The sequence below is a fragment of the Streptomyces sp. NPDC050674 genome (genome assembly GCF_040654575.1).
Taxonomy (GTDB): domain Bacteria; phylum Actinomycetota; class Actinomycetes; order Streptomycetales; family Streptomycetaceae; genus Streptomyces.
Map to the genome: position 1 here is coordinate 80,531 of NZ_JBFAIG010000016.1, position 26,288 is coordinate 106,818.

At 71.9% G+C, this 26,288-nt stretch carries 23 protein-coding genes; 20 read left to right on the forward strand and 3 right to left on the reverse strand.

Annotated features, from left to right (window positions below; all coding sequences use genetic code 11):
• Positions 1-435 carry a transcription antitermination factor NusB gene (gene nusB / locus AB0I06_RS25240; protein WP_363121116.1) on the forward strand — a complete coding sequence of 145 codons (435 nt, stop codon included), beginning with the start codon at positions 1-3 and terminating at the stop codon, positions 433-435.
• A 184-nt stretch (positions 436-619) separates the two neighbouring features.
• On the opposite strand, the gene bldD is transcribed toward nusB, so the two are convergent.
• On the reverse strand, positions 620-1,123 hold the full coding sequence (gene bldD, locus AB0I06_RS25245; RefSeq protein ID WP_006131213.1) for a transcriptional regulator BldD: 504 nt from the start codon (positions 1,121-1,123) through the stop codon (positions 620-622).
• 266 nt (positions 1,124-1,389) lie between these two features.
• Here bldD and pyrR point away from each other — a divergent pair, with 266 nt between their 5' ends.
• The 14 genes from pyrR (at position 1,390) to AB0I06_RS25315 (ending at position 18,263) form a co-directional block, all read left to right on the forward strand.
• The gene (gene pyrR, locus AB0I06_RS25250; RefSeq protein ID WP_363121117.1) at positions 1,390-1,956 is read left to right on the forward strand and encodes a bifunctional pyr operon transcriptional regulator/uracil phosphoribosyltransferase PyrR; all 567 of its coding nucleotides are present in this window, start codon (positions 1,390-1,392) and stop codon (positions 1,954-1,956) included.
• A 102-nt stretch (positions 1,957-2,058) separates the two neighbouring features.
• Positions 2,059-3,036, forward strand: a complete 978-nt coding sequence (locus tag AB0I06_RS25255) for an aspartate carbamoyltransferase catalytic subunit (RefSeq protein WP_363121118.1) — start codon at positions 2,059-2,061, stop codon at positions 3,034-3,036.
• 5 nt (positions 3,037-3,041) lie between these two features.
• The gene (locus tag AB0I06_RS25260) at positions 3,042-4,328 is read left to right on the forward strand and encodes a dihydroorotase (RefSeq protein WP_363121119.1); all 1,287 of its coding nucleotides are present in this window, start codon (positions 3,042-3,044) and stop codon (positions 4,326-4,328) included.
• Complete coding sequence (locus tag AB0I06_RS25265; protein WP_363121120.1) at positions 4,325-4,894, forward strand: hypothetical protein; 570 nt, start codon at positions 4,325-4,327, stop codon at positions 4,892-4,894. The genes AB0I06_RS25260 and AB0I06_RS25265 overlap by 4 nt, the downstream gene beginning before the upstream one ends.
• Positions 4,891-6,033 (forward strand): glutamine-hydrolyzing carbamoyl-phosphate synthase small subunit, encoded by a 1,143-nt coding sequence (gene carA / locus AB0I06_RS25270; protein ID WP_363121121.1) that lies wholly within the window; start codon positions 4,891-4,893, stop codon positions 6,031-6,033. The genes AB0I06_RS25265 and carA overlap by 4 nt, the downstream gene beginning before the upstream one ends.
• The gene (carB, locus tag AB0I06_RS25275) at positions 6,026-9,334 is read left to right on the forward strand and encodes a carbamoyl-phosphate synthase large subunit (protein ID WP_363121122.1); all 3,309 of its coding nucleotides are present in this window, start codon (positions 6,026-6,028) and stop codon (positions 9,332-9,334) included. The genes carA and carB overlap by 8 nt, the downstream gene beginning before the upstream one ends.
• Before the next feature lie 70 nt (positions 9,335-9,404).
• Positions 9,405-10,511, forward strand: a complete 1,107-nt coding sequence (locus tag AB0I06_RS25280) for a quinone-dependent dihydroorotate dehydrogenase (RefSeq protein WP_363121123.1) — start codon at positions 9,405-9,407, stop codon at positions 10,509-10,511.
• A complete protein-coding gene (gene pyrF / locus AB0I06_RS25285) occupies positions 10,508-11,353 on the forward strand; it encodes an orotidine-5'-phosphate decarboxylase (RefSeq protein ID WP_363121124.1) in 846 nt (281 codons plus the stop codon). Before AB0I06_RS25280 ends, pyrF begins: the two co-directional genes overlap by 4 nt.
• A gap of 277 nt (positions 11,354-11,630) precedes the next feature.
• Positions 11,631-11,954 carry an integration host factor gene (locus tag AB0I06_RS25290; protein ID WP_003977346.1) on the forward strand — a complete coding sequence of 108 codons (324 nt, stop codon included), beginning with the start codon at positions 11,631-11,633 and terminating at the stop codon, positions 11,952-11,954.
• A gap of 59 nt (positions 11,955-12,013) precedes the next feature.
• Positions 12,014-12,607 carry a guanylate kinase gene (gene gmk, locus AB0I06_RS25295; protein WP_051814725.1) on the forward strand — a complete coding sequence of 198 codons (594 nt, stop codon included), beginning with the start codon at positions 12,014-12,016 and terminating at the stop codon, positions 12,605-12,607.
• A 68-nt stretch (positions 12,608-12,675) separates the two neighbouring features.
• Positions 12,676-12,948, forward strand: a complete 273-nt coding sequence (rpoZ, locus tag AB0I06_RS25300; RefSeq protein ID WP_003988945.1) for a DNA-directed RNA polymerase subunit omega — start codon at positions 12,676-12,678, stop codon at positions 12,946-12,948.
• A 114-nt stretch (positions 12,949-13,062) separates the two neighbouring features.
• A complete protein-coding gene (gene coaBC / locus AB0I06_RS25305; RefSeq protein ID WP_363121125.1) occupies positions 13,063-14,265 on the forward strand; it encodes a bifunctional phosphopantothenoylcysteine decarboxylase/phosphopantothenate--cysteine ligase CoaBC in 1,203 nt (400 codons plus the stop codon).
• A 236-nt stretch (positions 14,266-14,501) separates the two neighbouring features.
• Positions 14,502-15,710 carry a methionine adenosyltransferase gene (metK, locus tag AB0I06_RS25310; protein WP_363121126.1) on the forward strand — a complete coding sequence of 403 codons (1,209 nt, stop codon included), beginning with the start codon at positions 14,502-14,504 and terminating at the stop codon, positions 15,708-15,710.
• A gap of 324 nt (positions 15,711-16,034) precedes the next feature.
• Positions 16,035-18,263: a primosomal protein N' gene (locus AB0I06_RS25315; RefSeq protein ID WP_363121127.1), complete on the forward strand. Its 2,229-nt coding sequence runs from the start codon at positions 16,035-16,037 to the stop codon at positions 18,261-18,263.
• Between the two features lie 196 nt (positions 18,264-18,459).
• Here the strand turns inward: AB0I06_RS25315 and AB0I06_RS25320 are convergent, their stop codons facing one another.
• Positions 18,460-19,005, reverse strand: coding sequence for a hypothetical protein (locus AB0I06_RS25320; RefSeq protein ID WP_363121128.1), 546 nt, complete (start codon positions 19,003-19,005; stop codon positions 18,460-18,462).
• Positions 19,006-19,285: 280 nt separating this feature from the next.
• On the opposite strand from AB0I06_RS25320, the gene fmt reads away from it, so the two are divergent.
• Positions 19,286-20,218, forward strand: coding sequence for a methionyl-tRNA formyltransferase (gene fmt / locus AB0I06_RS25325; protein WP_363121129.1), 933 nt, complete (start codon positions 19,286-19,288; stop codon positions 20,216-20,218).
• A 120-nt stretch (positions 20,219-20,338) separates the two neighbouring features.
• On the forward strand, positions 20,339-21,766 hold the full coding sequence (locus AB0I06_RS25330) for a transcription antitermination factor NusB (RefSeq protein ID WP_363121130.1): 1,428 nt from the start codon (positions 20,339-20,341) through the stop codon (positions 21,764-21,766).
• On the opposite strand, the gene AB0I06_RS25335 is transcribed toward AB0I06_RS25330, so the two are convergent.
• A complete protein-coding gene (locus AB0I06_RS25335) occupies positions 21,747-23,894 on the reverse strand; it encodes an MMPL family transporter (RefSeq protein ID WP_363121131.1) in 2,148 nt (715 codons plus the stop codon). The two genes, AB0I06_RS25330 and AB0I06_RS25335, sit on opposite strands and share 20 nt — an antisense overlap.
• A 131-nt stretch (positions 23,895-24,025) precedes the next feature.
• Here AB0I06_RS25335 and rpe point away from each other — a divergent pair, with 131 nt between their 5' ends.
• The 3 genes from rpe to AB0I06_RS25350 all read left to right on the forward strand — a co-directional run bounded on the left by rpe (position 24,026) and on the right by AB0I06_RS25350 (position 26,209).
• Positions 24,026-24,712: a ribulose-phosphate 3-epimerase gene (gene rpe / locus AB0I06_RS25340; RefSeq protein ID WP_363121132.1), complete on the forward strand. Its 687-nt coding sequence runs from the start codon at positions 24,026-24,028 to the stop codon at positions 24,710-24,712.
• A 78-nt stretch (positions 24,713-24,790) separates the two neighbouring features.
• Entirely contained in the window at positions 24,791-25,834 is a 1,044-nt protein-coding gene (locus tag AB0I06_RS25345; RefSeq protein ID WP_363121133.1) for a sugar-binding domain-containing protein, read from the forward strand.
• 3 nt (positions 25,835-25,837) lie between these two features.
• Positions 25,838-26,209: a barstar family protein gene (locus AB0I06_RS25350; RefSeq protein ID WP_363121134.1), complete on the forward strand. Its 372-nt coding sequence runs from the start codon at positions 25,838-25,840 to the stop codon at positions 26,207-26,209.
• The last annotated feature ends 79 nt before the right edge of the window (positions 26,210-26,288 follow it).

Consider the following 26,288-nt stretch of genomic DNA (forward strand, 5'->3'; position numbering starts at 1 on the left):
GTGGCTGCCCGCAACACGGCCCGTAAGCGCGCCTTCCAGATCCTCTTCGAGGGGGACCAGCGCGGCGCCGATGTGCTGACCGTCCTCGCCGACTGGGTCCGGCTCTCCCGGGCGGACACCCGGCAGCCGCCGGTCAGCGAGTACACGATGGAGCTGGTCGAGGGCTACGCGGAGCACGCGAAGCGCATCGACGAGCTGATCGCGCAGTACTCCGTCGGCTGGACCCTCGACCGGATGCCCGTGGTCGACCGCAACCTCCTGCGGCTCGGCGCCTACGAGCTGATCTGGGTCGACGGGACGCCGGACGCCGTCGTCCTCGACGAGATGGTGCAGCTGGCGAAGGAGTTCTCCACGGACGAGTCGCCCTCGTTCGTGAACGGTCTGCTCGGCCGGCTGAAGGAACTCAAGCCCTCGCTCCGCCGCGACGAGGTCTGAGACGGATCACATGCCGGAGGGCCCGCAGCGTCACCGCTGCGGGCCCTCCGGCGTTCTTCACGCGTTCTGCGGGGCCTGGCCGCCGCCTGGGTCCGTCAGGGCCGCACAACGCCGCCGGGGTGGCCGAGAACCATACGGTTTCGGCCACCCCGGCGGCACGTTTCTGCTGGGCCCGCCGTGCGGGTCAGGCGTCCTCGTGGGACGCCACTGCGCGACGCGCGTCCGCGTCCAGGACACCCCAGCTGATCAGCTGCTCGGTGAGGACGGAGGGGGACTGGTCGTAGATGACGGCGAGTGTGCGCAGGTCGTCCTGGCGGATCGAGAGCACCTTGCCGTTGTAGTCACCGCGCTGGGACTGGATCGTGGCGGCGTAGCGCTGCAGCGGGCCCGCCTTCTCGGCCGGCACCGTGGCCAGCCGCTCCAGGTCCAGGACCAGCTTCGGCGGCGGCTCGGCCGCGCCGCCCGGGGTGGTGCCCGGAAGCAGCTCCTGCACCGGAACGCCGTAGAAATCCGCCAGCTCGGCAAGGCGCTGCACGGTCACGGCACGGTCGCCGCGCTCGTACGAACCGACCACGACCGCCTTCCAGCGTCCCTGGGACTTCTCCTCGACACCGTGGAGGGAAAGGCCCTGCTGGGTGCGGATCGCCCGGAGCTTGGCCCCGAGCTGTTTGGCGTATTCGCTGGACATATAGCTCCCCGGCACTGTGTCGACGCGTCTGGCGTGGGTGCCAGGCCGCGCGGCTGGTAACTCACTGTGAGGTTACGCAGCGTTACTCTGCCGCGTCAAGCCGAATGGTCCGCACCGACTCTTCCGTGGTAGTGGCCTCGCATTGGGCCGGATGGGTGATCCATGGGGGCCGTTCGGGCGACCGTGGCGACCTGCTACCGTGTATGGCGCAATCCCGACGTCCTTTAAGGTCCGTCCCGTGAGGCGGAGAAGGAGGTCCGTTTCATATGGACACGCACGAATCGCAGTCCGATGCCCGGCCCGTTCTCGAAGGGCCCGACATCGCGCGGGTACTGACCCGCATCGCCCACGAGATCGTCGAACGCGCCAAGGGCGCCGACGACGTGGTGCTCCTCGGCATTCCGACCCGGGGTGTCTTCCTCGCCCGCAGGATCGCGGACAAGCTGGAGCAGATCACCGAGCGCAAGGTCCCCTGCGGCTCGCTCGACATCACCATGTACCGCGACGACCTGCGCATGCACCCGCCGCGTGCGCTGGCCCGCACCGAGATCCCCGGTGACGGCATCGACGGCAGGCTGGTCGTCCTCGTCGACGACGTGCTCTTCTCCGGCCGCACCATCCGCGCCGCCCTCGACGCCCTGAACGACATCGGGCGCCCGCGCGCGGTGCAGCTCGCCGTGCTCGTCGACCGCGGCCACCGCGAACTGCCCATCCGCGCCGACTACGTCGGCAAGAACCTCCCCACGTCGTTGCGGGAGACGGTCAAGGTCCAGCTCGCCGAGGAGGACGGTCGCGACACCGTGCTGCTCGGTGCCAAGCCGGACGCTCAGTAGCACTCCGGGCGTACGCCGCTGTCGTACGCCGGCTCAGTGCGCGCGCCCGCGCGCCCGTCTGCCCCGAATCTCCCGTTTGAACTGCCTTACGGAGCCTGACAGATGCAGCGTCATCTCATCTCGGCCGCCGACCTCACCCGCGACGACGCCGTCCTGATCCTCGACACCGCCGAGGAGATGGCCCGGGTCGCCGACCGGCCGATCAAGAAGCTGCCGACCCTGCGCGGCCGCACGATCGTCAACCTCTTCTTCGAGGACTCCACCCGGACCCGGATCTCCTTCGAGGCCGCCGAGAAGCGGCTGTCCGCGGACGTCATCAACTTCTCCGCCAAGGGCTCCAGCGTCTCCAAGGGCGAGTCCCTGAAGGACACCGCCCAGACCCTGGAGGCCATGGGCGTCGACGCCGTCGTCATCCGGCACGGCGCCTCCGGGGCCCCCTACCGCCTGGCCAACTCCGGCTGGATCGACGCGGCCGTGGTCAACGCCGGCGACGGCACCCACCAGCACCCCACCCAGGCCCTGCTGGACGCCTTCACCATGCGCCGCCGCCTGATCGGCCCGGACGCCGGGCTCGGCCAGGACCTCGAAGGCAAGCGCATCACCATCGTCGGCGACGTGCTGCACAGCCGGGTCGCCCGCTCCAACGTCGACCTGCTGCACACCCTCGGCGCCGAGGTCACCCTGGTCGCCCCGCCCACCCTGGTGCCGGTCGGGGTCGAGACCTGGCCCTGCGAGGTGTCGTACGACCTCGACAGCACGCTCCCCAAGTCCGACGCGGTGATGATGCTGCGCGTCCAGCGCGAGCGGATGAACGCGGCGTTCTTCCCGACCGAGCGCGAGTACTCCCGGCGCTACGGCCTCGACGGTGACCGCATGGCGCGGATGCCCGAGCACGCCATCGTGATGCACCCGGGCCCGATGGTCCGCGGCATGGAGATCACCGCCGAGGTCGCCGACTCCGGCCGCTGCACCGTCGTCGAGCAGGTCGCGAACGGGGTGTCCATCCGGATGGCCGTTCTGTACCTGCTGCTCGGGGGCAACGAGCCCGCCGTCACCCACCCCCGTACCGAGGAGAAGTAAGACAGATGAGCAAGACCCTGATCCGTGGTGCGAAGGTGCTCGGCGGCGAGCCGCAGGACGTGCTCGTCGACGGCGGGACGATCGCCGAGGTGGGGAGCGGACTGAGCGCCGAGGGCGCCGAGGTCGTCGAGGCCGGGGGCAAGGTGCTGCTGCCGGGCCTGGTCGACCTGCACACCCATCTGCGCGAGCCCGGCCGCGAGGACTCCGAGACCGTCCTCACCGGCACCCGGGCCGCGGCCTCCGGCGGCTACACCACCGTCTTCGCCATGGCCAACACCTTCCCGGTCGCCGACACCGCCGGTGTCGTCGAGCAGGTCTGGCGGCTCGGCAAGGAGCACGGCTACTGCGACGTGCAGCCCATCGGCGCCGTCACCGTCGGCCTGGAGGGCAGGAAGCTCGCCGAGCTGGGCGCCATGCACGAGTCGGCCGCCGGTGTCACCGTCTTCTCCGACGACGGCAAGTGCGTCCATGACGCCGTGATCATGCGCCGGGCCCTGGAGTACGTGAAGGCCTTCGGCGGTGTCGTCGCCCAGCACGCGCAGGAGCCACGGCTGACCGAGGGCGCCGAGATGAACGAGGGTGTCGTCTCCGCCGAGCTCGGCCTCGGCGGCTGGCCCGCGGTGGCCGAAGAATCGATCATCGCCCGGGATGTCCTGCTCGCCGACCACGTCGGCTCTCGCGTCCACATCTGCCACCTGTCGACCGCCGGGTCCGTCGAGATCGTCCGCTGGGCCAAGTCCCGCGGCATCCAGGTCACCGCCGAGGTCACCCCGCACCACCTGCTCCTCACCGACGAGCTGGTCCGCACCTACAACCCCGTCTACAAGGTCAACCCGCCGCTGCGCACCGAGCGGGACGTGATGGCCCTGCGCGAGGCGCTCGCCGACGGCACCATCGACATCGTCGCCACCGACCACGCCCCGCACCCCCACGAGGACAAGGACTGCGAGTGGGCCGCGGCGGCCATGGGCATGGTCGGGCTAGAGACGGCCCTGTCGGTGGTGCAGGAGACCATGGTCGAGACGGGTCTGCTGGACTGGGCCGGTGTCGCCGACCGGATGTCCGTCACACCCGCGCGGATCGGACAGGCCACCGGCCACGGCCGTCCCGTCTCGGCAGGTGAGCCCGCCAACCTCACCCTGGTCGACACGGCATACCGTGGGCTGGTGGAACCCGCGGGCTTCGCCTCGCGCAGCCGCAACACCCCCTACGAGGGGCGTGAGCTGCCGGGCCGTGTGACGCACACGTGGCTGCGGGGCAAGGCCACGCTCGTCGACGGGAAGCTCACGTGACACCTGTACTCCTGCTGGCCGCCGAGAAGGAATCGGCGCAAGTGACCGACTGGGCCGCCCGCATCGGCTGGGTCGTCGGCCTCGCCCTGTTCGTCGCGCTCGTCTACTGGCTGATGCGCGAGGGCTGGAAGTGGCGCGGCACCCTCCAGGGCGACCTGCCCGAGCTGCCGGTCACCCCGGACGACCCGGGCCCGGCGCGCCTGACCATGAGCGGCCGGTACCACGGCTCCACCACCGCCGGGCAGTGGCTCGACCGCATCGTCGCCCGAGGCCTGGGCACCCGCAGCCGCGCCGAGCTGACCCTGACCGACACCGGTCTGGACGTCGTACGCCCCGGGGCGAGCGACTTCTTCGTCCCGGTCGCGCGGCTGCGCGAGGCCCGGCTCGACAAGGGCATCGCCGGCAAGGTGCTCACCGAGGGCGGCCTGCTGGTCGTCACCTGGGAGCACGGCGACCGGCTGATCGACTCCGGGTTCCGCTCCGACCACGCGGCCGAGCACACCGCGTGGGTGGAAGCCCTCACCACCATGATCGAAACGAACAGCAAGGAAGGCGCCGAACGATGACCACCTCCACCAGGGGAGCCGCCAGAACTCCCGCCGTACTCGTCCTGGAGGACGGCCGGATCTTCCGCGGCCGTGCCTACGGGGCCGTGGGGGAGACCTTCGGCGAAGCGGTGTTCTCCACCGGCATGACCGGCTACCAGGAGACCCTCACCGACCCCTCCTACCACCGCCAGGTCGTGGTGATGACCGCCCCGCACGTCGGCAACACCGGCGTGAACGACGAGGACATGGAGTCCCGGAAGATCTGGGTCTCCGGCTACGTCGTGCGCGACCCCGCGCGCGTGCCGTCCAGCTGGCGTTCCCGGCGCACGCTGGACGAGGAGCTGGACACCCAGGGCGTCGTCGGCATCAGCGGCATCGACACCCGCGCCCTCACCCGCCACCTGCGCGAGCGCGGCGCCATGCGCGTCGGCATCTTCAGCGGCGACGCCGTCCGCGACGACGCCGCACTGCTGGCCCGCGTGCAGGAGGCCCCGCAGATGAAGGGCGCCGACCTCTCCGCCGAGGTCGCCACCTCCGAGCCGTACGTCGTGCCCGCGATCGGTGAGAAGAAGTTCACCGTCGCCGCCGTCGACCTGGGCATCAAGGGCATGACCCCGCACCGCATGGCCGAACGCGGCATCGAGGTGCACGTGCTCCCGGCCACCGCCACTGTCGAGGACGTCTACGCGGTGAACCCGGACGGCGTGTTCTTCTCCAACGGCCCGGGCGACCCGGCCACCGCCGACCACCCCGTCTCCGTGATGCGGGGCGTCCTGGAGCGCGGCACCCCGCTGTTCGGCATCTGCTTCGGCAACCAGATCCTGGGCCGCGCCCTCGGCTTCGGCACGTACAAGCTGAAGTACGGCCACCGCGGCATCAACCAGCCGGTGCAGGACCGCACGACCGGCAAGGTCGAGGTCACCGCGCACAACCACGGCTTCGCCGTCGACGCCCCGCTCGACCAGGTGTCCGACACCCCGTTCGGCCGCGCCGAGGTGTCGCACGTCTGCCTGAACGACAACGTGGTGGAGGGGCTCCAGCTCCTCGACCGCCCCGCCTTCAGCGTCCAGTACCACCCCGAAGCGGCAGCGGGCCCGCACGACGCCGCCTACCTGTTCGACCGCTTCGTCTCCCTGATGGAGGGCCAGCGTGCCTAAGCGCACCGATATCCAGTCCGTCCTGGTCATCGGCTCCGGCCCGATCGTCATCGGCCAGGCCGCCGAGTTCGACTACTCCGGCACCCAGGCGTGCCGCGTCCTCAAGGCCGAGGGCCTCAGGGTCGTCCTGGTGAACTCCAACCCGGCGACGATCATGACCGACCCGGAGATCGCCGACGCCACCTACGTCGAGCCGATCACGCCCGAGTTCGTCGAGAAGATCATCGCCAAGGAGCGCCCCGACGCGCTGCTGCCCACCCTGGGCGGCCAGACGGCCCTCAACACCGCCATCTCCCTGCACGAGAACGGCGTCCTCGACAAGTACGGCGTCGAGCTGATCGGCGCCAATGTGGAGGCCATCCACAAGGGCGAGGACCGCGACCAGTTCAAGGAGGTCGTGGAGGAGGTCCGCAAGAAGATCGGGCACGGCGAGTCCGCCCGGTCCTACATCTGCCACTCCATGGACGACGTCCTCAAGGGCGTCGAGGAGCTCGGCGGCTACCCGGTCGTCGTCCGCCCCTCCTTCACCATGGGCGGCGCGGGCTCCGGCTTCGCCCACGACGAGGAGGAACTGCGCCGCATCGCCGGGCAGGGCCTCACGCTCTCCCCGACCACCGAGGTGCTCCTGGAGGAGTCCATCCTCGGCTGGAAGGAGTACGAGCTGGAGCTGATGCGCGACAAGCACGACAACGTCGTGGTCGTCTGCTCCATCGAGAACTTCGACCCCATGGGCGTCCACACCGGCGACTCGATCACCGTGGCGCCCGCGATGACCCTCACCGACCGCGAGTACCAGATCCTGCGCGACGTGGGCATCGCCGTGATCCGCGAGGTCGGCGTCGACACCGGCGGCTGCAACATCCAGTTCGCGGTGAACCCCGAGGACGGTCGCGTGATCGTCATCGAGATGAACCCGCGCGTGTCCCGGTCCTCGGCGCTCGCCTCCAAGGCCACCGGTTTCCCGATCGCCAAGATCGCCGCCAAGCTCGCCGTCGGCTACACGCTCGACGAGATCCCCAACGACATCACGCAGGAGACCCCGGCCTCCTTCGAGCCGACGCTCGACTACGTGGTCGTGAAGGCCCCGCGCTTCGCCTTCGAGAAGTTCCCGAGCGCCGACTCCACCCTCACCACCACCATGAAGTCGGTCGGCGAGGCCATGGCCATCGGCCGCAACTTCACCGAGGCCTTCCAGAAGGCCCTGCGCTCCCTGGAGAAGAAGGGCAGCCAGTTCACCTTCGTCGGCGAGCCCGGCGACAAGGACCAGCTGCTGCGCGACTCGGTCCGTCCCACCGACGGCCGCATCAACACCGTCATGCAGGCCATCCGCGCCGGCGCCACGCCCGAGGAGGTCTTCGACTACACGAAGATCGACCCGTGGTTCGTCGACCAGCTCTTCCTGATCAAGGAGATCGCCGACGAGCTGGCCGAGGCCCCCGAGCTGACCACCGACCTGCTCGCCGAGGCCAAGCGGCACGGCTTCTCCGACCAGCAGATCGGCGAGATCCGCGGCCTGCGCGAGGACGTCGTCCGCGAGGTCCGGCACGCCCTCGGTATCCGCCCGGTCTACAAGACGGTCGACACCTGCGCCGCCGAGTTCGCCGCGAAGACGCCGTACTTCTACTCCTCCTACGACGAGGAGAGCGAGGTCGCCTCCCGCGAGAAGCCGGCCGTCATCATCCTGGGCTCCGGCCCGAACCGCATCGGCCAGGGCATCGAGTTCGACTACTCCTGCGTCCACGCCTCCTTCGCCCTGAGCGACGCGGGCTACGAGACGGTGATGGTCAACTGCAACCCGGAGACCGTCTCCACCGACTACGACACCTCCGACCGCCTGTACTTCGAGCCGCTGACGCTGGAAGACGTGCTGGAGATCGTGCACGCCGAGCAGCAGGCCGGACCGGTCGCGGGCGTCGTCGTCCAGCTCGGCGGACAGACCCCGCTGGGCCTGTCGCAGGCGCTGAAGGACAACGGCGTGCCGATCGTCGGCACCTCCCCGGAGGCCATCCACGCCGCCGAGGACCGCGGCGCCTTCGGCCGGGTCCTCGCCGACGCCGGCCTGCCGGCCCCCAAGCACGGCACCGCCACGACCTTCTCCGAGGCCAAGGCCATCGCCGACGAGATCGGCTACCCGGTCCTGGTGCGCCCCTCGTACGTCCTCGGCGGGCGCGGCATGGAGATCGTCTACGACGAGACGCGCCTGGAGGCGTACATCGCCGAGTCGACCGAGATCAGCCCCTCGCGGCCGGTCCTGGTCGACCGGTTCCTCGACGACGCCATCGAGATCGACGTCGACGCCCTCTACGACGGCGAGGAGCTCTACCTCGGCGGTGTCATGGAGCACATCGAGGAGGCCGGCATCCACTCCGGCGACTCGGCGTGCGCCCTGCCCCCGATCACCCTCGGCGGCTTCGACATCAAGCGCCTGCGCGCCTCCACGGAGGGCATCGCCAAGGGCGTCGGGGTGCGTGGCCTGATCAACATCCAGTTCGCGCTCGCGGGCGACATCCTCTACGTCCTGGAGGCCAACCCGCGCGCCTCGCGCACCGTCCCCTTCACCTCGAAGGCGACCGCGGTGCCGCTGGCCAAGGCCGCCGCGCGCATCTCGCTCGGCGCCACCATCGCCGAACTGCGCGCCGAGGGCCTGCTCCCGGCCAACGGCGACGGCGGCGAGCTGCCGCTCGACGCGCCGATCTCCGTCAAGGAGGCCGTCATGCCGTGGTCGCGCTTCCGCGACATCCACGGCCGCGGCGTCGACACGGTCCTCGGCCCGGAGATGCGCTCCACCGGCGAGGTCATGGGCATCGACTCCGTCTTCGGCACGGCGTACGCGAAGTCGCAGGCCGGCGCCTACGGGCCGCTGCCCACCAAGGGTCGCGCGTTCATCTCGGTCGCCAACCGCGACAAGCGCTCGATGATTTTCCCGGCCCGCGAGCTGGTCGCCCACGGCTTCGAGCTGCTCGCCACCTCCGGCACCGCCGAGGTCCTCAAGCGCAACGGCATCAACGCCACAGTCGTGCGCAAGCAGTCCGAGGGCACCGGCCCGAACGGCGAGAAGACCATCGTCCAGCTCATCCACGACGGCGAGGTCGACCTCATCGTCAACACCCCGTACGGCACCGGCGGCCGCCTCGACGGCTACGACATCCGCACGGCGGCCGTGGCACGCTCCGTGCCCTGCCTGACGACGGTCCAGGCCCTCGCGGCGGCGGTCCAGGGCATCGACGCCCTCAACCGCGGCGACGTGGGCGTCCGCTCGCTCCAGGAACACGCCGAACACCTGACCGCGGCCCGCGACTAGCAGCCCCGAGGGGGACACCGGAAACGGTGTCCCCCTCTTCGTGAGGACGCCATGTCCTCGTGAGGACACCATGTACAAGATCTTCTTCCGTCTCGTCTTCAAGCGGCTGGACCCGGAGCAGGCCCACCACCTGGCCTTCCGCTGGATCCGCCTGGCCGCCCGCGTGCCCGTGCTGCGCACCTTCCTCGCGGCCGCCCTCGCGCCCCGGTACGAGGAGCTGCGCACCGAGGCCCTCGGGCTGCGGATGCACGGCCCCTTCGGGCTCGCCGCGGGCTTCGACAAGAACGCCGTCGGCATCGACGGCATGGCCATGCTCGGCTTCGACCACGTCGAGATCGGCACGGTGACCGGCGAGCCCCAGCCCGGCAATCCCAAGCAGCGCCTGTTCCGCCTCGTCGAGGACCGGGCGCTGATCAACCGCATGGGCTTCAACAACGAGGGCTCCCTCCGCGTCGCCGCCCGCCTGGCCTCCCGCACGCCGGTGTTCAAGCCGGTCGTCGGCGTGAACATCGGCAAGACCAAGGCCGTCCCCGAGGAGGAGGCCGTCGCGGACTACGTGAAGTCCGCCGAGCGGCTCGCGCCCTTCGCCGACTACCTGGTCGTCAACGTCTCCTCCCCGAACACGCCCGGGCTGCGCGATCTCCAGGCCACGGAGGCGCTGCGCCCGCTGCTGAGTGCGGTCCGCGAGGCCGCCGACCGCACGGTGCCCGCCCGCCGCGTCCCGCTCCTGGTGAAGATCGCGCCGGACCTCGCCGACGAGGACGTCGACGCCGTCGCCGACCTGGCCGTGGAGCTCGGCCTGGACGGCATCATCGCCACCAACACCACCATCGCGCGCGAGGGACTCGGGCTGGAGTCCGGCCCCGCACTGGTCAAGGAGACCGGCGGCCTGTCAGGGGCACCCCTCAAGGAGCGGTCCCTGGAGGTCCTGCGCCGCCTCTACGCGCGCGTGGGCGACCGGATCACCCTGGTGGGCGTGGGCGGCGTCGAGAACGCCGAGGACGCCTGGCAGCGCATCCTGGCCGGTGCCACGCTGGTCCAGGGCTACAGCGCCTTCATCTACGAGGGCCCGTTCTACGCTCGCGACCTCCACAAGGGGCTCGCAGCGCGCCTGCGCACGAGCCCGTACCCCACGCTCGCCGACGCGGTGGGCGCCGACGTGAGGAAGACGGCATGAGTGCCCTGGAACCCTTCGGCGCGCGTCTGCGCCGGGCCATGGACGAGCGTGGCCCGCTGTGCGTCGGCATCGACCCGCACGCGTCCCTGCTGGCCGAGTGGGGCCTGAACGACGACGTGGCGGGCCTGGAGCGGTTCAGCCGCACGGTCGTGGAGGCCGTCGCCGACCGGGTGGCGGTGCTCAAGCCGCAGAGCGCCTTCTTCGAGCGCTTCGGCTCGCGCGGCGTCGCCGTGCTGGAGAAGTCGGTCGCCGAGGCCCGCGCGGCCGGCGCGCTGGTCGTGATGGACGCCAAGCGCGGAGACATCGGCTCCACCATGGCCGCCTACGCCGAGTCCTTCCTGCACAAGGACGCGCCGCTGTTCTCCGACGCGCTGACGGTCTCGCCGTACCTCGGCTACGGCTCGCTCGCCCCGGCGATCGCGCTGGCCCGGGAGAGCGGCGCGGGCCTGTTCGTGCTGGCGCTGACCTCCAACCCGGAGGGCGGCGAGGTCCAGCACGCCGTGCGCTCCGACGGGCGGAACGTGGGAGCGACCATGCTCGCGCACCTGGCCGCCGAGAACGCGGGGGAGCGGCCCCTAGGGTCCTTCGGCGCGGTCGTCGGCGCCACCCTCGGTGATCTGTCGACGTACGACCTGGACATCAACGGGCCGCTTCTCGCGCCGGGCATCGGCGCCCAGGGCGCGACGCCGGCCGACCTCCCCGGGGTCTTCGGGGCGGCCGTGCGCAACGTCGTGCCGAACGTCAGCCGCGGAGTGCTACGCCACGGTCCCGACGCGGTCGCTCTGCGTGACGCCGCGGAGCGCTTCGCGGAGGAGATCCGTCACGCCGTGACGTCCTCATGAGCCGGTCCAGACCTTCGGTCGAGACCTCCGAGGAGTGGTCCGGAGCCCGCTTGAGTCTGAATACATCCTCAAATCCGGGGCAGTATGTCCTAAATGTCCGTTCAGATGAAGGCTGACCAGGACTTTTCCGCTGTTCTCGCTGACTCTGGCGGACTTGCCCGCTAGTCTCCGACGAGAGTGAACGGGCAAGCGTGTTGCTCGTAGCTCCCCAGGTGTGGGGCGACTAGGTTCCTCACCGGTCCGTATCCGACAGTTCGACATCCGAGGTGACGTAGGCGTGGCTCTTCCGCCCCTTACCCCTGAACAGCGCGCAGCCGCGCTCGAAAAGGCCGCCGCGGCTCGCCGGGAGCGGGCCGAGGTCAAGAATCGACTCAAGCACTCCGGCGCCTCCCTTCACGAGGTCATCAAGCAGGGCCAGGAGAACGACGTCATCGGCAAGATGAAGGTCTCCGCCCTCCTTGAGTCGCTGCCGGGCGTGGGCAAGGTCCGCGCCAAGCAGATCATGGAGCGACTCGGTATCTCCGAGAGCCGCCGCGTGCGGGGTCTCGGTTCCAACCAGATCGCCTCCCTGGAGCGCGAGTTCGGCAGCACCGGTTCCTGAACCGGGCATCCCGGGGGAAGTGAGTCCCGGGCACTCCGGGATTGCTGGATAATCGCTGCATGGCTGCAACACCCCGGGGGACGTCCCCCGTACCCCCGGACGTACGTCCGCGGCTGACCGTGCTCTCCGGCCCCTCCGGGGTCGGCAAGAGCACGGTCGTCGCCCATATGCGCAAGGAACACCCCGAGGTCTGGCTCTCGGTGTCGGCGACGACCCGCAAGCCCCGCCCCGGCGAGCAGCACGGAGTCCACTACTTCTTCGTCTCCGACGACGAGATGGACAAGCTGATCGCCAACGGCGAGCTGCTGGAGTGGGCCGAGTTCGCCGGCAACCGCTACGGCACGCCGCGCGCGGCCGTGCAGGAGCGCCTGGAGAACGGCGAGCCCGTGCTCCTGGAGATCGATCTCCAGGGTGCCCGCCTGGTCAGGGAGTCGATGCCCGAGGCCCAGCTGGTGTTCCTGGCTCCGCCCTCCTGGGAGGAGCTCGTCCGCAGACTCACCGGGCGGGGCACCGAGCCGCCCGAGGTGATCGAGCGCCGGCTCGACGCGGCGAAGATCGAACTCGCGGCCGAGCCGGAGTTCGACACCACCCTGGTCAACACCTCCGTCGAGGACGTGGCTCGCGAGCTGCTAGCCTTGATGGACGTCGTGTGACCATCGCCGGTCGTTCCGCCCGGCAGATCAGCCCGACAGAATCTTTCCCATCCATCGGAAGGTAGAGCGTGTCCTCTTCCATCTCCGCGCCCGAGGGCATCATCAACCCGCCGATCGACGAGCTCCTCGAGGCCACCGACTCGAAGTACAGCCTCGTGATCTACGCGGCCAAGCGTGCCCGCCAGATCAACGCGTACTACTCGCAGCTCGGCGAGGGTCTCCTCGAGTACGTCGGTCCTCTCGTCGACACCCACGTCCACGAGAAGCCGCTCTCGATCGCCCTCCGCGAGATCAACGCGGGGCTCCTGACGTCCGAGGCCGTCGAGGGCCCGGCGCAGTAATCAGGATTGACAGCTTGACGCTGACTCATCCACAGGCCCGGCAGGCCGACTGCCGGGCCTGTGGTGTGTCATGGAGTCGTACGGTGTGCCGGTTGCCGAGGTCCGGGGAGAGACGTGGACAAGCCGAAGGTCGTTCTGGGGGTCAGCGGGGGCATCGCCGCGTACAAGGCCTGTGAGCTGCTGCGGCGGCTGACGGAGTCGGGCCATGACGTGCGCGTGGTGCCCACCGCCTCCGCGCTGCACTTCGTCGGCGCCGCCACCTGGTCCGCGCTCTCCGGCAACCCGGTCTCCACCGAGGTCTGGGACGACGTGCACGAGGTGCCGCACGTGCGCATCGGGCAGCACGCCGACCTGGTCGTCGTCGCCCCCGCCACCGCCGACATGCTCGCGAAGGCGGCCCACGGCCTCGCCGACGACCTCCTCACCAACACACTCCTCACCGCCCGCTGTCCGGTCGTCTTCGCGCCCGCCATGCACACGGAGATGTGGGAGCACCCGGCCACCCAGGAGAACGTGGCGACGCTGCGCCGCCGCGGCGCCCTCGTCATCGAGCCGGCCGTGGGCCGCCTCACCGGCGTCGACACCGGCAAGGGCCGGCTCCCCGACCCGGGCGAGATCTTCGAGGTCTGCCGCCGCGTCCTGGCCCGGGGCGTCACCGAGCCCGACCTCGTGGGGAGGCACGTCGTCGTCAGCGCCGGCGGCACCCGCGAACCCCTGGACCCCGTCCGCTTCCTCGGCAACCGCTCCAGCGGCAAGCAGGGCTACGCCCTCGCCCGCACCGCCGCCGCCCGCGGCGCCCGCGTCACGCTGATCGCGGCCAACAGCACCCTGCCCGCCCCGGCGGGCGTGGACGTCGTCCCGGTCGGCACCGCCGTGCAGCTGCGCGAGGCGGTGCTGCGGGCCGCCCCCGACGCCGACGCCGTGGTGATGGCGGCCGCGGTGGCGGACTTCCGCCCGGCGGCGTACGCGACGGGCAAGATCAAGAAGAAGGACGGGCAGGACCCGGAGCCGATCACCCTGGTGCGCAATCCGGACATCCTCGCCGAGATCTCCGGCGACCGGGCCCGCGCCGGACAGGTGATCGTCGGCTTCGCCGCCGAGACGGACGACGTCCTCGCCAACGGCCGCGCCAAGCTCAAGCGCAAGGGCTGCGATCTGCTCGTCGTGAACGAGGTGGGGGAGCGCAAGACCTTCGGCTCGGAGGAGAACGAGGCCGTCGTCCTCGGCGCCGACGGCAGCGAGACCGCCGTGGCGCACGGCCCCAAGGAGGCCCTGGCCGAGACGGTCTGGGACCTGGTGGCCGAGCGCCTGCGCTGAGGTCCCGTCTCCCGCACACCGCTCGAAAGCGGCTGGATCAGGGCGTGGCGCCTCTGGCCAACGCCGCTCGGCATTGGGCAGAATGCCCGTGCCGCAGGTCACAGCACTCCCGAGTGGCGAGACAGGGGGGCCGTGGCCGAAGCGTGACCCGTAAACTGTTCCACGGATGGCGCCGGGTGCAGCCCCCGCCGTCCGCCCATGATCAGCCAGCAGCCGCTGCAACCCCAGGGAGCGTTGTGTCCCGTCGCCTGTTCACCTCGGAGTCCGTGACCGAGGGTCACCCCGACAAGATCGCTGACCAGATCAGCGACACCATTCTCGACGCGCTTCTGCGTGAGGACCCGTCCTCCCGGGTCGCCGTCGAGACCCTGATCACGACCGGCCTGGTGCACGTGGCCGGCGAGGTCACGACCAAGACGTACGCGGACATCGCGACGCTGGTCCGGAACAAGATCCTCGAGATCGGCTACGACTCCAGCAAGAAGGGCTTCGACGGCGCCTCCTGCGGCGTGTCGGTGTCGATCGGCGCGCAGTCCCCGGACATCGCCCAGGGCGTGGACACGGCGTACGAGACCCGCGTCGAGGGCGACGACGACGAGCTCGACAAGCAGGGCGCCGGCGACCAGGGCCTGATGTTCGGCTACGCGACGGACGAGACGCCGACGCTGATGCCGCTGCCGATCTTCCTGGCCCACCGCCTGTCCAAGCGCCTGTCCGACGTGCGCAAGAACGGCACGATCCCCTACCTGCGCCCGGACGGCAAGACGCAGGTCACCATCGAGTACGACGGCGACAAGGCGGTCCGTCTGGACACCGTCGTCGTCTCCTCGCAGCACGCCTCCGACATCGACCTGGACTCGCTGCTGGCTCCCGACATCAAGGAGTTCGTCGTCGAGCCGGAGCTGAAGGCGCTCCTGGACGAGGGCATCAAGCTCGAGACGGAGAACTACCGTCTGCTGGTCAACCCCACCGGCCGCTTCGAGATCGGCGGCCCGATGGGTGACGCCGGACTGACCGGTCGCAAGATCATCATCGACACCTACGGCGGCATGGCCCGCCACGGCGGTGGCGCGTTCTCCGGCAAGGACCCGTCCAAGGTCGACCGCTCCGCCGCGTACGCGATGCGCTGGGTCGCCAAGAACGTGGTCGCCGCGGGCCTCGCCACCCGCTGCGAGGTCCAGGTCGCGTACGCCATCGGCAAGGCCGAGCCGGTCGGTCTGTTCGTCGAGACCTTCGGCACCGCCAAGATCGACACGGACCGGATCGAGAAGGCGATCGACGAGGTCTTCGACCTCCGCCCGGCCGCCATCATCCGCGACCTCGACCTGCTCCGCCCGATCTACTCCCAGACGGCGGCTTACGGCCACTTCGGCCGTGAGCTCCCCGACTTCACCTGGGAGCGCACGGACCGCGTGGACGCGCTGCGCAAGGCCGCGGGCCTGTAGGTCCCGTCCTCCAGGGCACGCGTGAGGCCCGGCACCCTTCGGGGGGCCGGGCCTCCGCCATGACCTCCAGGCCCCTGCCGCGCCGCGTCCCCAAAACCGCTCGCGGACGGCGGCGGACGATCCCTACGGTGGGGGAGCGCCGGGGCGCCCGGTGCGAAGGTGACGGATCCTTCTGGGCTCGCAGGAGCCCCCGCGGGTTCGAATCCCGCCGCCGGCCGGGCGGTGCCCGGTGGCGTGGCCGAGTGGTCCAAGGCGCGTGCACGCCGTCACCGAGGGGAACTCGGGCGCCTTCGCCTGTCAGTGGTCTTTGGTAAGAATGCAAGCGTGAGCAGCGAGAACGAACCAGCGGGTGACGGGGCGCAGGGGGCGCCGCCGGAGCAGCTCGCGCTCATCCGGGAGAGCGTGCGGCAGGCGAAGACCCCCCGGGCCAAGCCGCGGACGTGGCGGGGCGCCGCGCTCGCCAAGGAGCGGCCCGTCGCGCGGGTCCTCGTCGACAAGGGCGTGCTGCACCTCGACCGCTACTTCGACTACGCCGTGCCCGAGGAACTGGACGAGCAGGCACAGCCCGGCGTGCGGGTGCGCGTGCGGTTCGGGGCCGGTCGGCACCGGGTGCGCGAGGGCCGCCGTGAGGGCGGAGGACTGATCGACGGGTTCCTCGTCGAGCGGCTGGCCGAGTCCGACTACTCCGGACCGCTGGCCGCACTCGCCCAGGTCGTGTCCCCCGAGCCGGTGCTCAGCGCGGAGCTCCTGGGACTCGCCCGGGCGGTCGCCGACCGGTACGCGGGCAGCCTCGCCGACGTCCTGCAGCTCGCCGTCCCGCCGCGCAACGCCCGGGCCGAACAGCGTCCGTCACCCGAGCCCCTGCCCCCACCTCCCGCGCCCGACGCCGGCTCCTGGCAGCGGTACGAACGGGGGCCCGCCTTCCTGGAGTCCCTCGCCTCGGGCGGCGCGCCCCGGGCCGTGTGGAACGCGCTGCCCGGGCCGCAGTGGAGCGAGGAACTCGCGCGTGCCGTCGCCGCGACGCTGGCCTCCGGGCGCGGGGCGCTCGTCGTCCTGCCCGACGGCAGGGCCGTCGCCCGGGTCGATGCCGCGCTGACCGCCCTGCTCGGCCAGGGGCGGCATGCCGTGCTCACGGCCGACGCGGGCCCCGAGAAGCGGTACACGCAGTGGCTCGCCGTGCGGCGGGGGTCCGTTCGGGCCGTGATCGGGACCAGGGCCGCGATGTTCGCGCCCGTCCAGGACCTCGGTCTGGTCGCCCTCTGGGACGACGGCGACGACAGCCACAGCGAGCAGCACGCCCCGCAGCCCCACGCCCGGGAGGTGCTCCTGCTGCGGGCCGCCCAGGACCGGTGCGCTTTCCTGCTGGGCAGCTGGGCCTGCACGGTGGAGGCCGCGCAGCTCGTCGAGACCGGGTGGGCGCGGCCGCTGGTCGCCGGCCGGGACCAGGTGCGCGCCGCGGCTCCGCTCGTACGGACCGTCGGGGACCAGGATCTCGCCCGGGACGAGGCCGCCCGGGCCGCCCGGCTGCCGACCCTCGCCTGGCAGGCCGTCAGGGAGGGCCTGCGGCACGGCCCGGTGCTGGTGCAGGTGCCCCGGCGGGGATACGTGCCGCGCATGGCCTGTGCCGCCTGCCGGGCCCCCGCCCGGTGCCGGCACTGCTCCGGGCCGCTGGAGGCCGCGGACGGCGGTGCGCTGAGCTGTGGCTGGTGCGGTCGTGAGGAGAGCGGCTGGCACTGCCCGGAGTGCGGGGGTTTCCGGCTGCGCGCCTCGGTCGTGGGGGCCCGGCGGACCGCCGAGGAACTCGGGCGGGCGTTCCCGGCGGTGCCCGTGCGCACCTCGGGCCGTGAACACGTGCTCGACACCGTGCCCGGGACGCCCGCGCTCGTGGTGAGCACACCCGGGGCCGAGCCGGTCGCCGAGGGCGGCTACGCGGCGGCGCTGCTACTGGACGGGTGGGCCATGCTCGGGCGTCCCGACCTGCGCGCCGGTGAGGACGCGTTGCGGCGGTGGATCGCGGCCGGGGCTCTCGTCCGGCCGCAGTCCGCCGGTGGCACGGTGGTGGTCGTGGCCGAGCCGACCCTGCGGCCCGTGCAGGCGCTCGTGCGGTGGGACCCGGTCGGCCACGCGGTGCGGGAACTGGCCGAGCGGGCCGAACTGGGTTTCCCGCCGGTGTCGCGGATGGCGGCCGTGGCGGGGCCGGCGGAGGCGGTCGCCGACTTCCTCCGTACGGCCGAACTGCCGCCGGAGGCCGAGATGCTGGGACCGGTGCCGCTCCCCGTCACCGCTCCGGGGCGTCCGCGGCGGACCGGGGCGCCGCCGCCCGGGGAGCAGTGGGAGCGGGCGCTGGTGCGGGTGCCGCCCGGGAAGGGGACGGCACTGGCTGCCGCGCTGAAGGCCGCGCAGGCCGCCCGGATGGCTCGCGGGAGCGGAAGCGGCACGGGCGGCGGAAGCCGTGGCGGCGGTGGCAGGGCCGGTGGCCGGGGAGGTGGCGACGGCGGTGGCGGTGGGACGGCCGGGGTGTGGGTGCGGATCGATCCGGCCGACATCGGGTGAACGGCCACCGGGCTCGACGCCGGGTGCGGTGAAGGGGCCCCGGGCGGTTGTGGCGCGCCGGTGCCCGGCAGGGCTCGGGGCCGCCGTGCGTCCATGCCGGTGACGAGCCGGGCTGTCCGGCGGTCCGCAGGCGGCGCGCCCGGAGACACGGCCGCCCTCCCGGAGTCGTCCGGGAGGGCGGGTGCCCGGGGGCGGGTCAGCCGTTGCGCGGGCCGGGGAAGGCCGTCGGCCGCACCTCGTCGCGCAGGGCCGGGCTGCCCGCGGTCGGCTGCGTGGGCATGGAGCGGGCCGCGGGGACCGTCGGAACCGTGGGGAGCCCGGGAGGCACGCTGACCGTGCGGCTGCCCGACGGCTCCGGCGTGCGCTCGGGCTCGACCGCGGCCGTCTGGGCCGTGGCGCGGCGTGCGCCGTAACGGCGGTGCACCGCCTGCTTGGTGACTCCGAGTGCGGAGCCCACCGCGTCCCACGAGAAGCCGAGTGAGCGGTCGAAGTCCACGGCCGCCGTGACCAGGGTCTCGACGCTGTCCCGCAGCTCCTGGGCGAGACGTACGGTCGGGGCGGGTGCGCGTCCGTAGACGACGAAGCCCGTGGAGGGGCCGGAGCGGCGCGGGCGGTAGACGTTGCCCAACTGGGCGGTGAGGGTGCGCAGTGCGTCCACCTGCCGGCGGACCCGCTCGATGTCCCGCACCAGCAAGTGCAGGCTGGCCCGAGCCTGGGCGTCGTGGGTTGCGTGGTCGGCCATGAACAAGCCTCTCGAACCGGCGTTGAAAGGAATGGGCCGCGATCGTGGCCCGGGTGGTCAACTCTGTCTTGACCAACGCGGATTCGCTCCGCTGGTCACGGTGTGGGGGCGTGGGAGCATATGCGTGCGCCCGTTTGCGCGGGATGTGCGCCTCGGCCCGCGGCCCTCAGGCCCCGGTCTCCCGTAAGGGGGAGAGCGCCCTCGGCGGCTTTCCGTTTCCGGCTCATAGACTTGGGCGTCGCCCGTCAGCCGCCCCCGTCCGAGAGGCTCCCACCACCCCATGAAGCTCGTCTTCGCCGGTACACCCGAGGTCGCCGTTCCCGCCCTGGACGCTCTGCTCGCCTCCGGGCGGCACGAGGTCGCCGCCGTCGTCACGCGGCCCGACGCGCCGGCCGGGCGCGGACGCAGGCTCGTCGCGTCGCCCGTCGCCGAGCGGGCGGAGGAGGCGGGGATCGAGGTGCTGAAGCCCGCGAAGCCCAAGGACCCCGAGTTCCTGGAGCGCCTGCGGGAGATCGGGCCGGACTGCTGCCCCGTCGTCGCCTACGGGGCGCTGCTGCCCCGGGTCGCCCTCGACATCCCGGCGCAGGGCTGGGTCAATCTGCACTTCTCCCTGCTGCCGGCCTGGCGCGGCGCGGCCCCCGTGCAGCACGCCATCATGGCCGGCGACGAGATCACCGGCGCGTCGACCTTCCTGATCGAGGAGGGGCTCGACTCCGGGCCGGTGTACGGCACGGTGACCGAGGAGATCCGGCCCACCGACACCAGCGGCGACCTGCTGACCCGGCTCGCCTTCGCCGGGGCCGGGCTGCTCGCGGCGACCATGGACGGCATCGAGGACGGCACGCTGAAGGCCGTACCGCAGCGGGCCGAGGGGATCAGCCTCGCCCCGAAGGTCAACGTCGAGGACGCGCACCTCGACTGGAACGCCCCCGCGCTGCGCGTGGACCGGATGGTGCGGGGCTGCACCCCGGCCCCCGGCGCCTGGACCACGTTCCGCGGTGAGCGCCTCAAGCTCATCCAGGTCGCGCCCGTGCCCGACCGGGCGGACCTCGCCCCCGGGCAGATCGCCGCCGGGAAGAACAACGTGTACGTCGGGACCGGTTCGTACGGCGTCGAGCTGCTGTGGGTGCAGGCACAGGGCAAGAAGCCGATGCGGGCGGCGGACTGGGCGCGCGGGGTGCGCATCGCCGAGGGCGAGCGGCTCGGCGTCTGAGGCCGGCCCGCCGGACCGCGACGCGGCCCGGCGCACCGCTGCCGGTCTGCCGGTCCCGCCCCGCTGCCGGCGGCGTAGGCTGGACGGCGCACTTCTTCTCACCCCCGGAGCACCTTTTTCGTGAGCGAACAGCCCCGCCGAGCCCGCACGTCGGGCAAGCCCTACCGCCGGCCCAAGAAGGACCCCGTCCGCATCCTCGCCTTCGAGGCGCTGAGGGCGGTGGACGAGCGGGACGCCTACGCAAACCTCGTCCTGCCGCCCCTGCTGCGCAAGGCGCGGGAGAAGGAGGGCCCGGAGACGTTCGACGCCCGGGACGCGGCGCTCGCCACCGAGCTGGTGTACGGGACGCTGCGGCGGCAGGGGACGTACGACGCCGTCCTGGCGACCTGCGTGGACCGGCCGCTGGGCGAGGTCGACCCGCCGGTGCTGGACGTGCTCAGCCTCGGCGCGCACCAACTGCTCGGCACCCGGATCCCGACGCACGCGGCCGTGTCAGCGACCGTCGAGCTCGCCCGGGTGGTGCTCGGCGACGGACGGGCCAAGTTCGTCAACGCCGTGCTGCGGAAGGTCGCTCAGCACGATCTGGACGACTGGCTGGAGAAGGTCGCGCCCCCGTACGACGAGGACCCCGAGGACCATCTCGCCGTCGTCCACTCGCATCCCAGGTGGGTCGTCTCCGCGCTGTGGGACTCCCTGGGCGGCGGGCGGGCCGGCGTCGAGGAACTGCTGCGCGCCGACAACGAGCGGCCCGAGGTGACCCTGGTGGCACGGCCCGGACGGGCCACCCCGGAGGAACTGCTGGAGGAGGACGCCGCCGAGCAGGGGCGCTGGTCGCCCTATGCCGTGCGGCTGACCGAGGGCGGGGAGCCGGGCGCCATCGCGGCCGTGCGCGACGGGCGCGCGGGTGTGCAGGACGAGGGCAGTCAGCTCGTGGCGATCGCCCTCGCCAACGCGCCCCTGGACGGGCCCGACCGGCGCTGGCTGGACGGCTGCGCGGGACCCGGCGGCAAGGCGGCGCTGCTCGGCGCGCTGGCCGCCGAGCGGGGCGCCCTGCTGGTCGCCTCGGAGAAGCAGACCCATCGCGCCGGACTCGTCGCCAAGGCGCTGGACGGGAACCCGGGGCCGTACCAGGTGATCGCCGCGGACGGAACGCGCCCGGCGTGGCGGCCCGGCAGCTTCGACCGGGTGCTGGTCGACGTGCCGTGCACCGGCCTCGGCGCCCTGCGCCGCCGCCCGGAGGCACGCTGGCGCCGCCGCCCGGAGGACCTGGAGGGCTTCGCGCCGCTCCAGCGCGGGCTGCTGCGCACCGCCCTGGAGTCGGTGAGGGTCGGCGGTGTCGTCGGCTACGCGACCTGCTCGCCGCACCTCGCCGAGACCCGGGCCGTGATCGCCGACGTGCTCAAGCAGCACCCGGACACAGAGCTCATCGACGCCCGCCCGCTGCTGCCCGGCGTGCCGGACCTGGGCGAGGGGCCCGACGTGCAGCTCTGGCCGCATCTGCACGGGACCGACGCGATGTACCTGGCGCTCATTCGCCGGACCGGCTGACGCCCGCGCCCGCGCCCACGGCCGCCCGGTCCGGCCCGCCGCCGTCCTGGCGCGCCAGCCGGTGCGGCCACCACACCCTGGGCCCCACGTCCAGGAACAACGACGTCACCAGCACCGAGCGGACGATGAAGGTGTCGATGAGGACGCCCAGGGCGACCGTGAAGCCGATCTCGGCGAAGGCGACCATCGGGAGGGTGCCGAGGGCGGCGAAGGTGCCGGCCAGGACCAGGCCGGCGGAGGTGATGACCGCTCCCGTGGCCGCCAGGCCCGTGATCACGCCCGTCCTGGTGCCCTGGCGGGCCGCCTCCTCGCGGATGCGGGTGGTCAGGAAGATGTTGTAGTCGATGCCCAGGGCGACCAGGAACACGAAGACGAACAGCGGGAAGTCGGTCGCCTCGCCCGCGTAGTCGAAGACGTACCGGAACGCCAGCGCGCTGATGCCGAGTGCCGCCGCGAACGACAGGATGACCGTGCCGATCAGCAGCAGCGGGGCGATCAGGGCGCGCAGCAGGCCGCACAGGATCAGCAGGACGACCAGCAGCACCAGCGGGATGATCAGCAGGTTGTCGTGCGTGGTCGCCTCGTCCATGTCCAGCAGGGCCGCCGTACCGCCGCCCACCTTGGCATCGGCGTCCGGCACCGCGTGCACGGCGTCCCTGACCCGTTCGACCGTCTGTTTGGCGGCCTCGCTGTCCGCGGGAGCGGTCATGGTGGCCTCGAAGAGGACCTTGCCCTCGAAGACCGGCCTGGTGCCGGGCGGCAGGCCGAGGGACTGGGGGACCACGCCCTCGGTCGCGGCGACCGCGCGGCCCACCTGCACGGCCTGCGCCCGGTCGCTGACGATGACCAGGGGGTCGCCGCTGCCCGCCGGGAAGTAGCGCGCCGACACCTCCTGGCCGGTGATCGAGTCGGGTTTCCCGGTGAAGGCGTCCGCGTTGCCGATGCCCTCCGCGCGCAGCTGGATCAGGCCCAGCGAGCAGACCGCCAGCGCGAGTGCCGTCGCGATCCAGGTCACCCGCGGGCGGCGGGCGATACGGCGGCCCATCCGGGCCCAGATGCCGCGCTCGGTCGGATCCGGCGTGCCGTAGTGCGGGACCACCGGCCAGAAGATCCACCGGCCGAAGATCACCAGCAGGGCCGGGAACAGGCTCATCATCGCCAGCAGGGCGACCGCCACGCCGATCGCGGCGACCGGGCCCAAGCCGCTGGTGGAGTTCATCTCGGCGACCAGCAGCACCAGCATGCTCAGCACGACCGTCGCGCCGGAGGCCAGCACGGCCGGGCCTGCGCGGTGCAGCGCCAGGGCCATCGCCTCGTGCCGGTCCTCGTGCCGGCGCAGTTCCTCCCGGTAGCGGGCCACCAGCAGCAGGGCGTAGTCCGTCCCGGCCCCGAAGACCAGCACCGTGAGGATGCCGGCGCTCTGGCCGTTGACCGTCAGACCGCCGTGCTCGGCCAGCAGATAGATCAGTGCCTGCGCGGTGAACAGCGCGCAGACCACCGCGACCAGGGGGACCAGCAGCAGGGTCAGAGACCGGTAGGTGATGAGCAGCATGACGACGACGACCGCCATCGCCGACAGCAGCAGGGTCGAGTCGATGCCCTCGAACGCCTCGGCGAAGTCCGCGGACGTGCCGCCGGGGCCGGTGATGTGCACGCTCAGCCCGCCGCCGCCCTCACCGACGTCGTCCCGGATCGACTCCACGGCGGGGGAGATCCGCTCCCAGCCCTCCTCGTCCATCATGATCGGCACGAAGACCTGGGCCGCCCGCGGATCGGCCTGCCGGTCGAACACCGGCCCTCGCGCCTGCTCACCGAGGATGCCGTGGTCACGCAGCTGCTTGAGCTGCCGCACGTCCTCGGCGATCTCCGCCCGGTCCTGCCCCGTCAGGCCGCTCTCGCGCGCGTAGATCACGACCGCCGGGATCTGCTCCGGCCGGAAGTCTTCGGAGATCCGCAGCACCTGCGTCGACTCCGCGGAGCCCGGCAGCCAGGACGCCGCGTCGTTGTCCTGCGCGTCGGTGAGCTTCATGGCGAACGGCGCGGCGATGAACAGCACGACCACCCACAGGCCCAGGACCAGCCACTTGGCCCGCCGCCCGCAGACGAGGTGCGCGACGCCCTGCTTCATGTCATCCCCCTCCGCGAAGACACCCGGTACGGGGCGCGGGAAACCGCGCGGCAAGCCACGTGAGTCCCGCAGCCGACAGACCAGCCGGGACCGATGCCCACAACCCCCGAAGGGCATGGCAGTCTTAGGACATGGCCGCGCAGATCAACCCCAGCATCCTGTCCGCAGATTTCGCCCGCCTCGCGGACGAGGCGAAGGCCGTGGAAGGAGCCGACTGGCTCCACGTCGACGTCATGGACAACCATTTCGTCCCGAACCTCACGCTCGGCGTGCCGGTCGTAGAGTCGCTGGCCCGTGCGACGGACACCCCGCTGGACTGCCATCTGATGATCGAGGCCCCCGATCGATGGGCGCCTCAGTACGTGGAAGCGGGGGCCGGTTCCGTCACCTTCCACGTCGAGGCCGCCGCAGCACCGGTCCGGCTCGCCCGGGAGATCCGCGCCAAGGGCGCCCGCGCCTCCATGGCGCTGAAGCCCGCGACCCCCATCGAGCCGTACGAGGACCTGCTCCCCGAGCTCGACATGCTGCTGATCATGACGGTCGAACCGGGCTTCGGGGGACAGGCCTTCCTCGACATCATGCTTCCGAAAATCCGCCGCACCCGCGAGTTGATCAGCAAGCACGGACTGGAGCTCTGGCTCCAGGTCGACGGCGGAGTTTCCGCGTCCACCATCGAGCGCTGCGCGGAGGCCGGAGCCGACGTCTTCGTGGCCGGATCGGCGGTCTACGGGGCAAACGACCCGGCCGAGGCGGTACGTGCACTACGCACGCAGGCGGACGCGGCGACGGCGAAGGCCTCCTGGGCCTGCGACCACTGAGCCACAGCAAAGTGAACGGCTCTCATCAGGGCTGATCGACCGCGCCGGATCTGCAAGGATGAACGGCGAATCCAGAGTGTGAACAGCAGTGAGGAGAACGCCGTGTCGGGTATGTCGGCGGGCCGGTCAGCCATGCGGATGGGACCCGCTGAGCTGGTGCAGGCGGCGGCCATGGCCCGCCGCTTCTACCTCGAGGGCAAGTCCAAGATCCAGATCGCGGAGGAGTTCGGCGTCAGCCGCTTCAAAGTGGCCCGGGTCCTGGAGACCGCCCTCGAACGGGATCTCGTCCGGATCGAGATCCGTGTGCCCGCCGAGCTGGACGCCGAGCGCTCGGACGCGCTCCGCGCCCGCTACGGCCTCAGGCACGCCGTCGTGGTCGAGTCCCCGGCCGAGGCCGAGGAGACGCCCGACCCCGAGAACCTGGGAGAAGTGGCCGCCGACCTGCTCGGCGAACTGGTCGACGAAGGAGATGTCCTCGGCCTGGCCTGGGGCCGCTCCACCATCCACATGGCGGCGGCGCTCGACCGGCTGCCGCCGTGCACGGTGGTGCAGCTGACGGGCGTGTACGACGCCGGGACCGCCGAACGCGGCTCGGTCGAGGCCGTGCGCCGCGCCGCCCAGGTGGCCGGCGGGGACGCCCACCCCATCTACGCGCCCATGCTGCTGCCCGACGCGGCCACGGCCGCGGCGCTGCGCAACCAGACGGGCATCGCCCGGGCCTTCGAGCACTTCGACAAGGTCACCGTCGCCTGTGTCTCCATCGGCTCCTGGGAGCCGGGCATCTCCACGGTGCACGACATGCTGAGCGACGAGGAGCGTGCGCACTACGCCTCCCTCGGTGTCGCCGCCGAGATGTCCGCGCACCTCTTCGACGCCGACGGCCGCCGGGTCGGCCGGGACCTGGGTGAGCGGTGCATCACCGTCAAGGCCGACCAGCTCCGCCGTATCCCCGAGGTCGTGGCGATCGCAGGCGGGCAGCGCAAGGGGCCCGCGATCGACGCGGTGCTGCGCTCCGGGCTCGTCACCAGCCTGGTGACGGACACGTCCGCGGCGGACTACCTGATGACGGCCGGACCGGCGCCGAAGCCCGCGCTCAACCGGTCCGACCCGGACGGAGTCTGACGGGTGGCCGGTCAGGCGCACGGCGTGCACGACCCGGCGGGCCGGATCGTGCTCGTCCTGGACCTCGACGGGGTCACGGACAAGGCGGGCCTGATGGACCGCTGCGCCCGTGACCTGGCCCTGCCCGACTGGTTCGGACGCAACTGGGACGCCCTCGCCGACTGCCTGGCCGACCCCGCCCTCTGGCCCGAGGAGGCCGGGGAGCGGGGGCTGCTCGTCGTCGTCCGGGGCTGGCGGACGTACGCCGAGACGCGGCCCGACGAGTGGCAGGTCGCCGAGGAGATCTTCGCCGAGGCGACGGACCGGGGCCCCGGGCTGTTCGTCACCCTCGGCCTTGGAGAATCCTCCGAGAGGCCCCCTGACCAGCCTGGATGATCTGCTGGGGGTAGTTCGGCCGTCGGCCATGGGAGAATGAAGTACGTGCTCTTTCCCCCTGGCCGGCCGGTCCGGGGGT

Coding starts and splice junctions, on each gene's coding strand:
- AB0I06_RS25260 (WP_363121119.1), top strand. CDS start 3,042: ATGAGCAAGACCCTGATCCGTGGTGCGAAGGTGCTCGGCGGCGAGCCG.
- pyrF (WP_363121124.1), top strand. CDS start 10,508: ATGAGTGCCCTGGAACCCTTCGGCGCGCGTCTGCGCCGGGCCATGGAC.
- AB0I06_RS25320 (WP_363121128.1), bottom strand. CDS start 19,005: ATGGCCGACCACGCAACCCACGACGCCCAGGCTCGGGCCAGCCTGCAC.
- AB0I06_RS25280 (WP_363121123.1), top strand. CDS start 9,405: ATGTACAAGATCTTCTTCCGTCTCGTCTTCAAGCGGCTGGACCCGGAG.
- gmk (WP_051814725.1), top strand. CDS start 12,014: ATGGCTGCAACACCCCGGGGGACGTCCCCCGTACCCCCGGACGTACGT.
- fmt (WP_363121129.1), top strand. CDS start 19,286: ATGAAGCTCGTCTTCGCCGGTACACCCGAGGTCGCCGTTCCCGCCCTG.
- carA (WP_363121121.1), top strand. CDS start 4,891: ATGACCACCTCCACCAGGGGAGCCGCCAGAACTCCCGCCGTACTCGTC.
- rpe (WP_363121132.1), top strand. CDS start 24,026: ATGGCCGCGCAGATCAACCCCAGCATCCTGTCCGCAGATTTCGCCCGC.
- AB0I06_RS25335 (WP_363121131.1), bottom strand. CDS start 23,894: ATGAAGCAGGGCGTCGCGCACCTCGTCTGCGGGCGGCGGGCCAAGTGG.
- bldD (WP_006131213.1), bottom strand. CDS start 1,123: ATGTCCAGCGAATACGCCAAACAGCTCGGGGCCAAGCTCCGGGCGATC.
- AB0I06_RS25255 (WP_363121118.1), top strand. CDS start 2,059: ATGCAGCGTCATCTCATCTCGGCCGCCGACCTCACCCGCGACGACGCC.
- pyrR (WP_363121117.1), top strand. CDS start 1,390: ATGGACACGCACGAATCGCAGTCCGATGCCCGGCCCGTTCTCGAAGGG.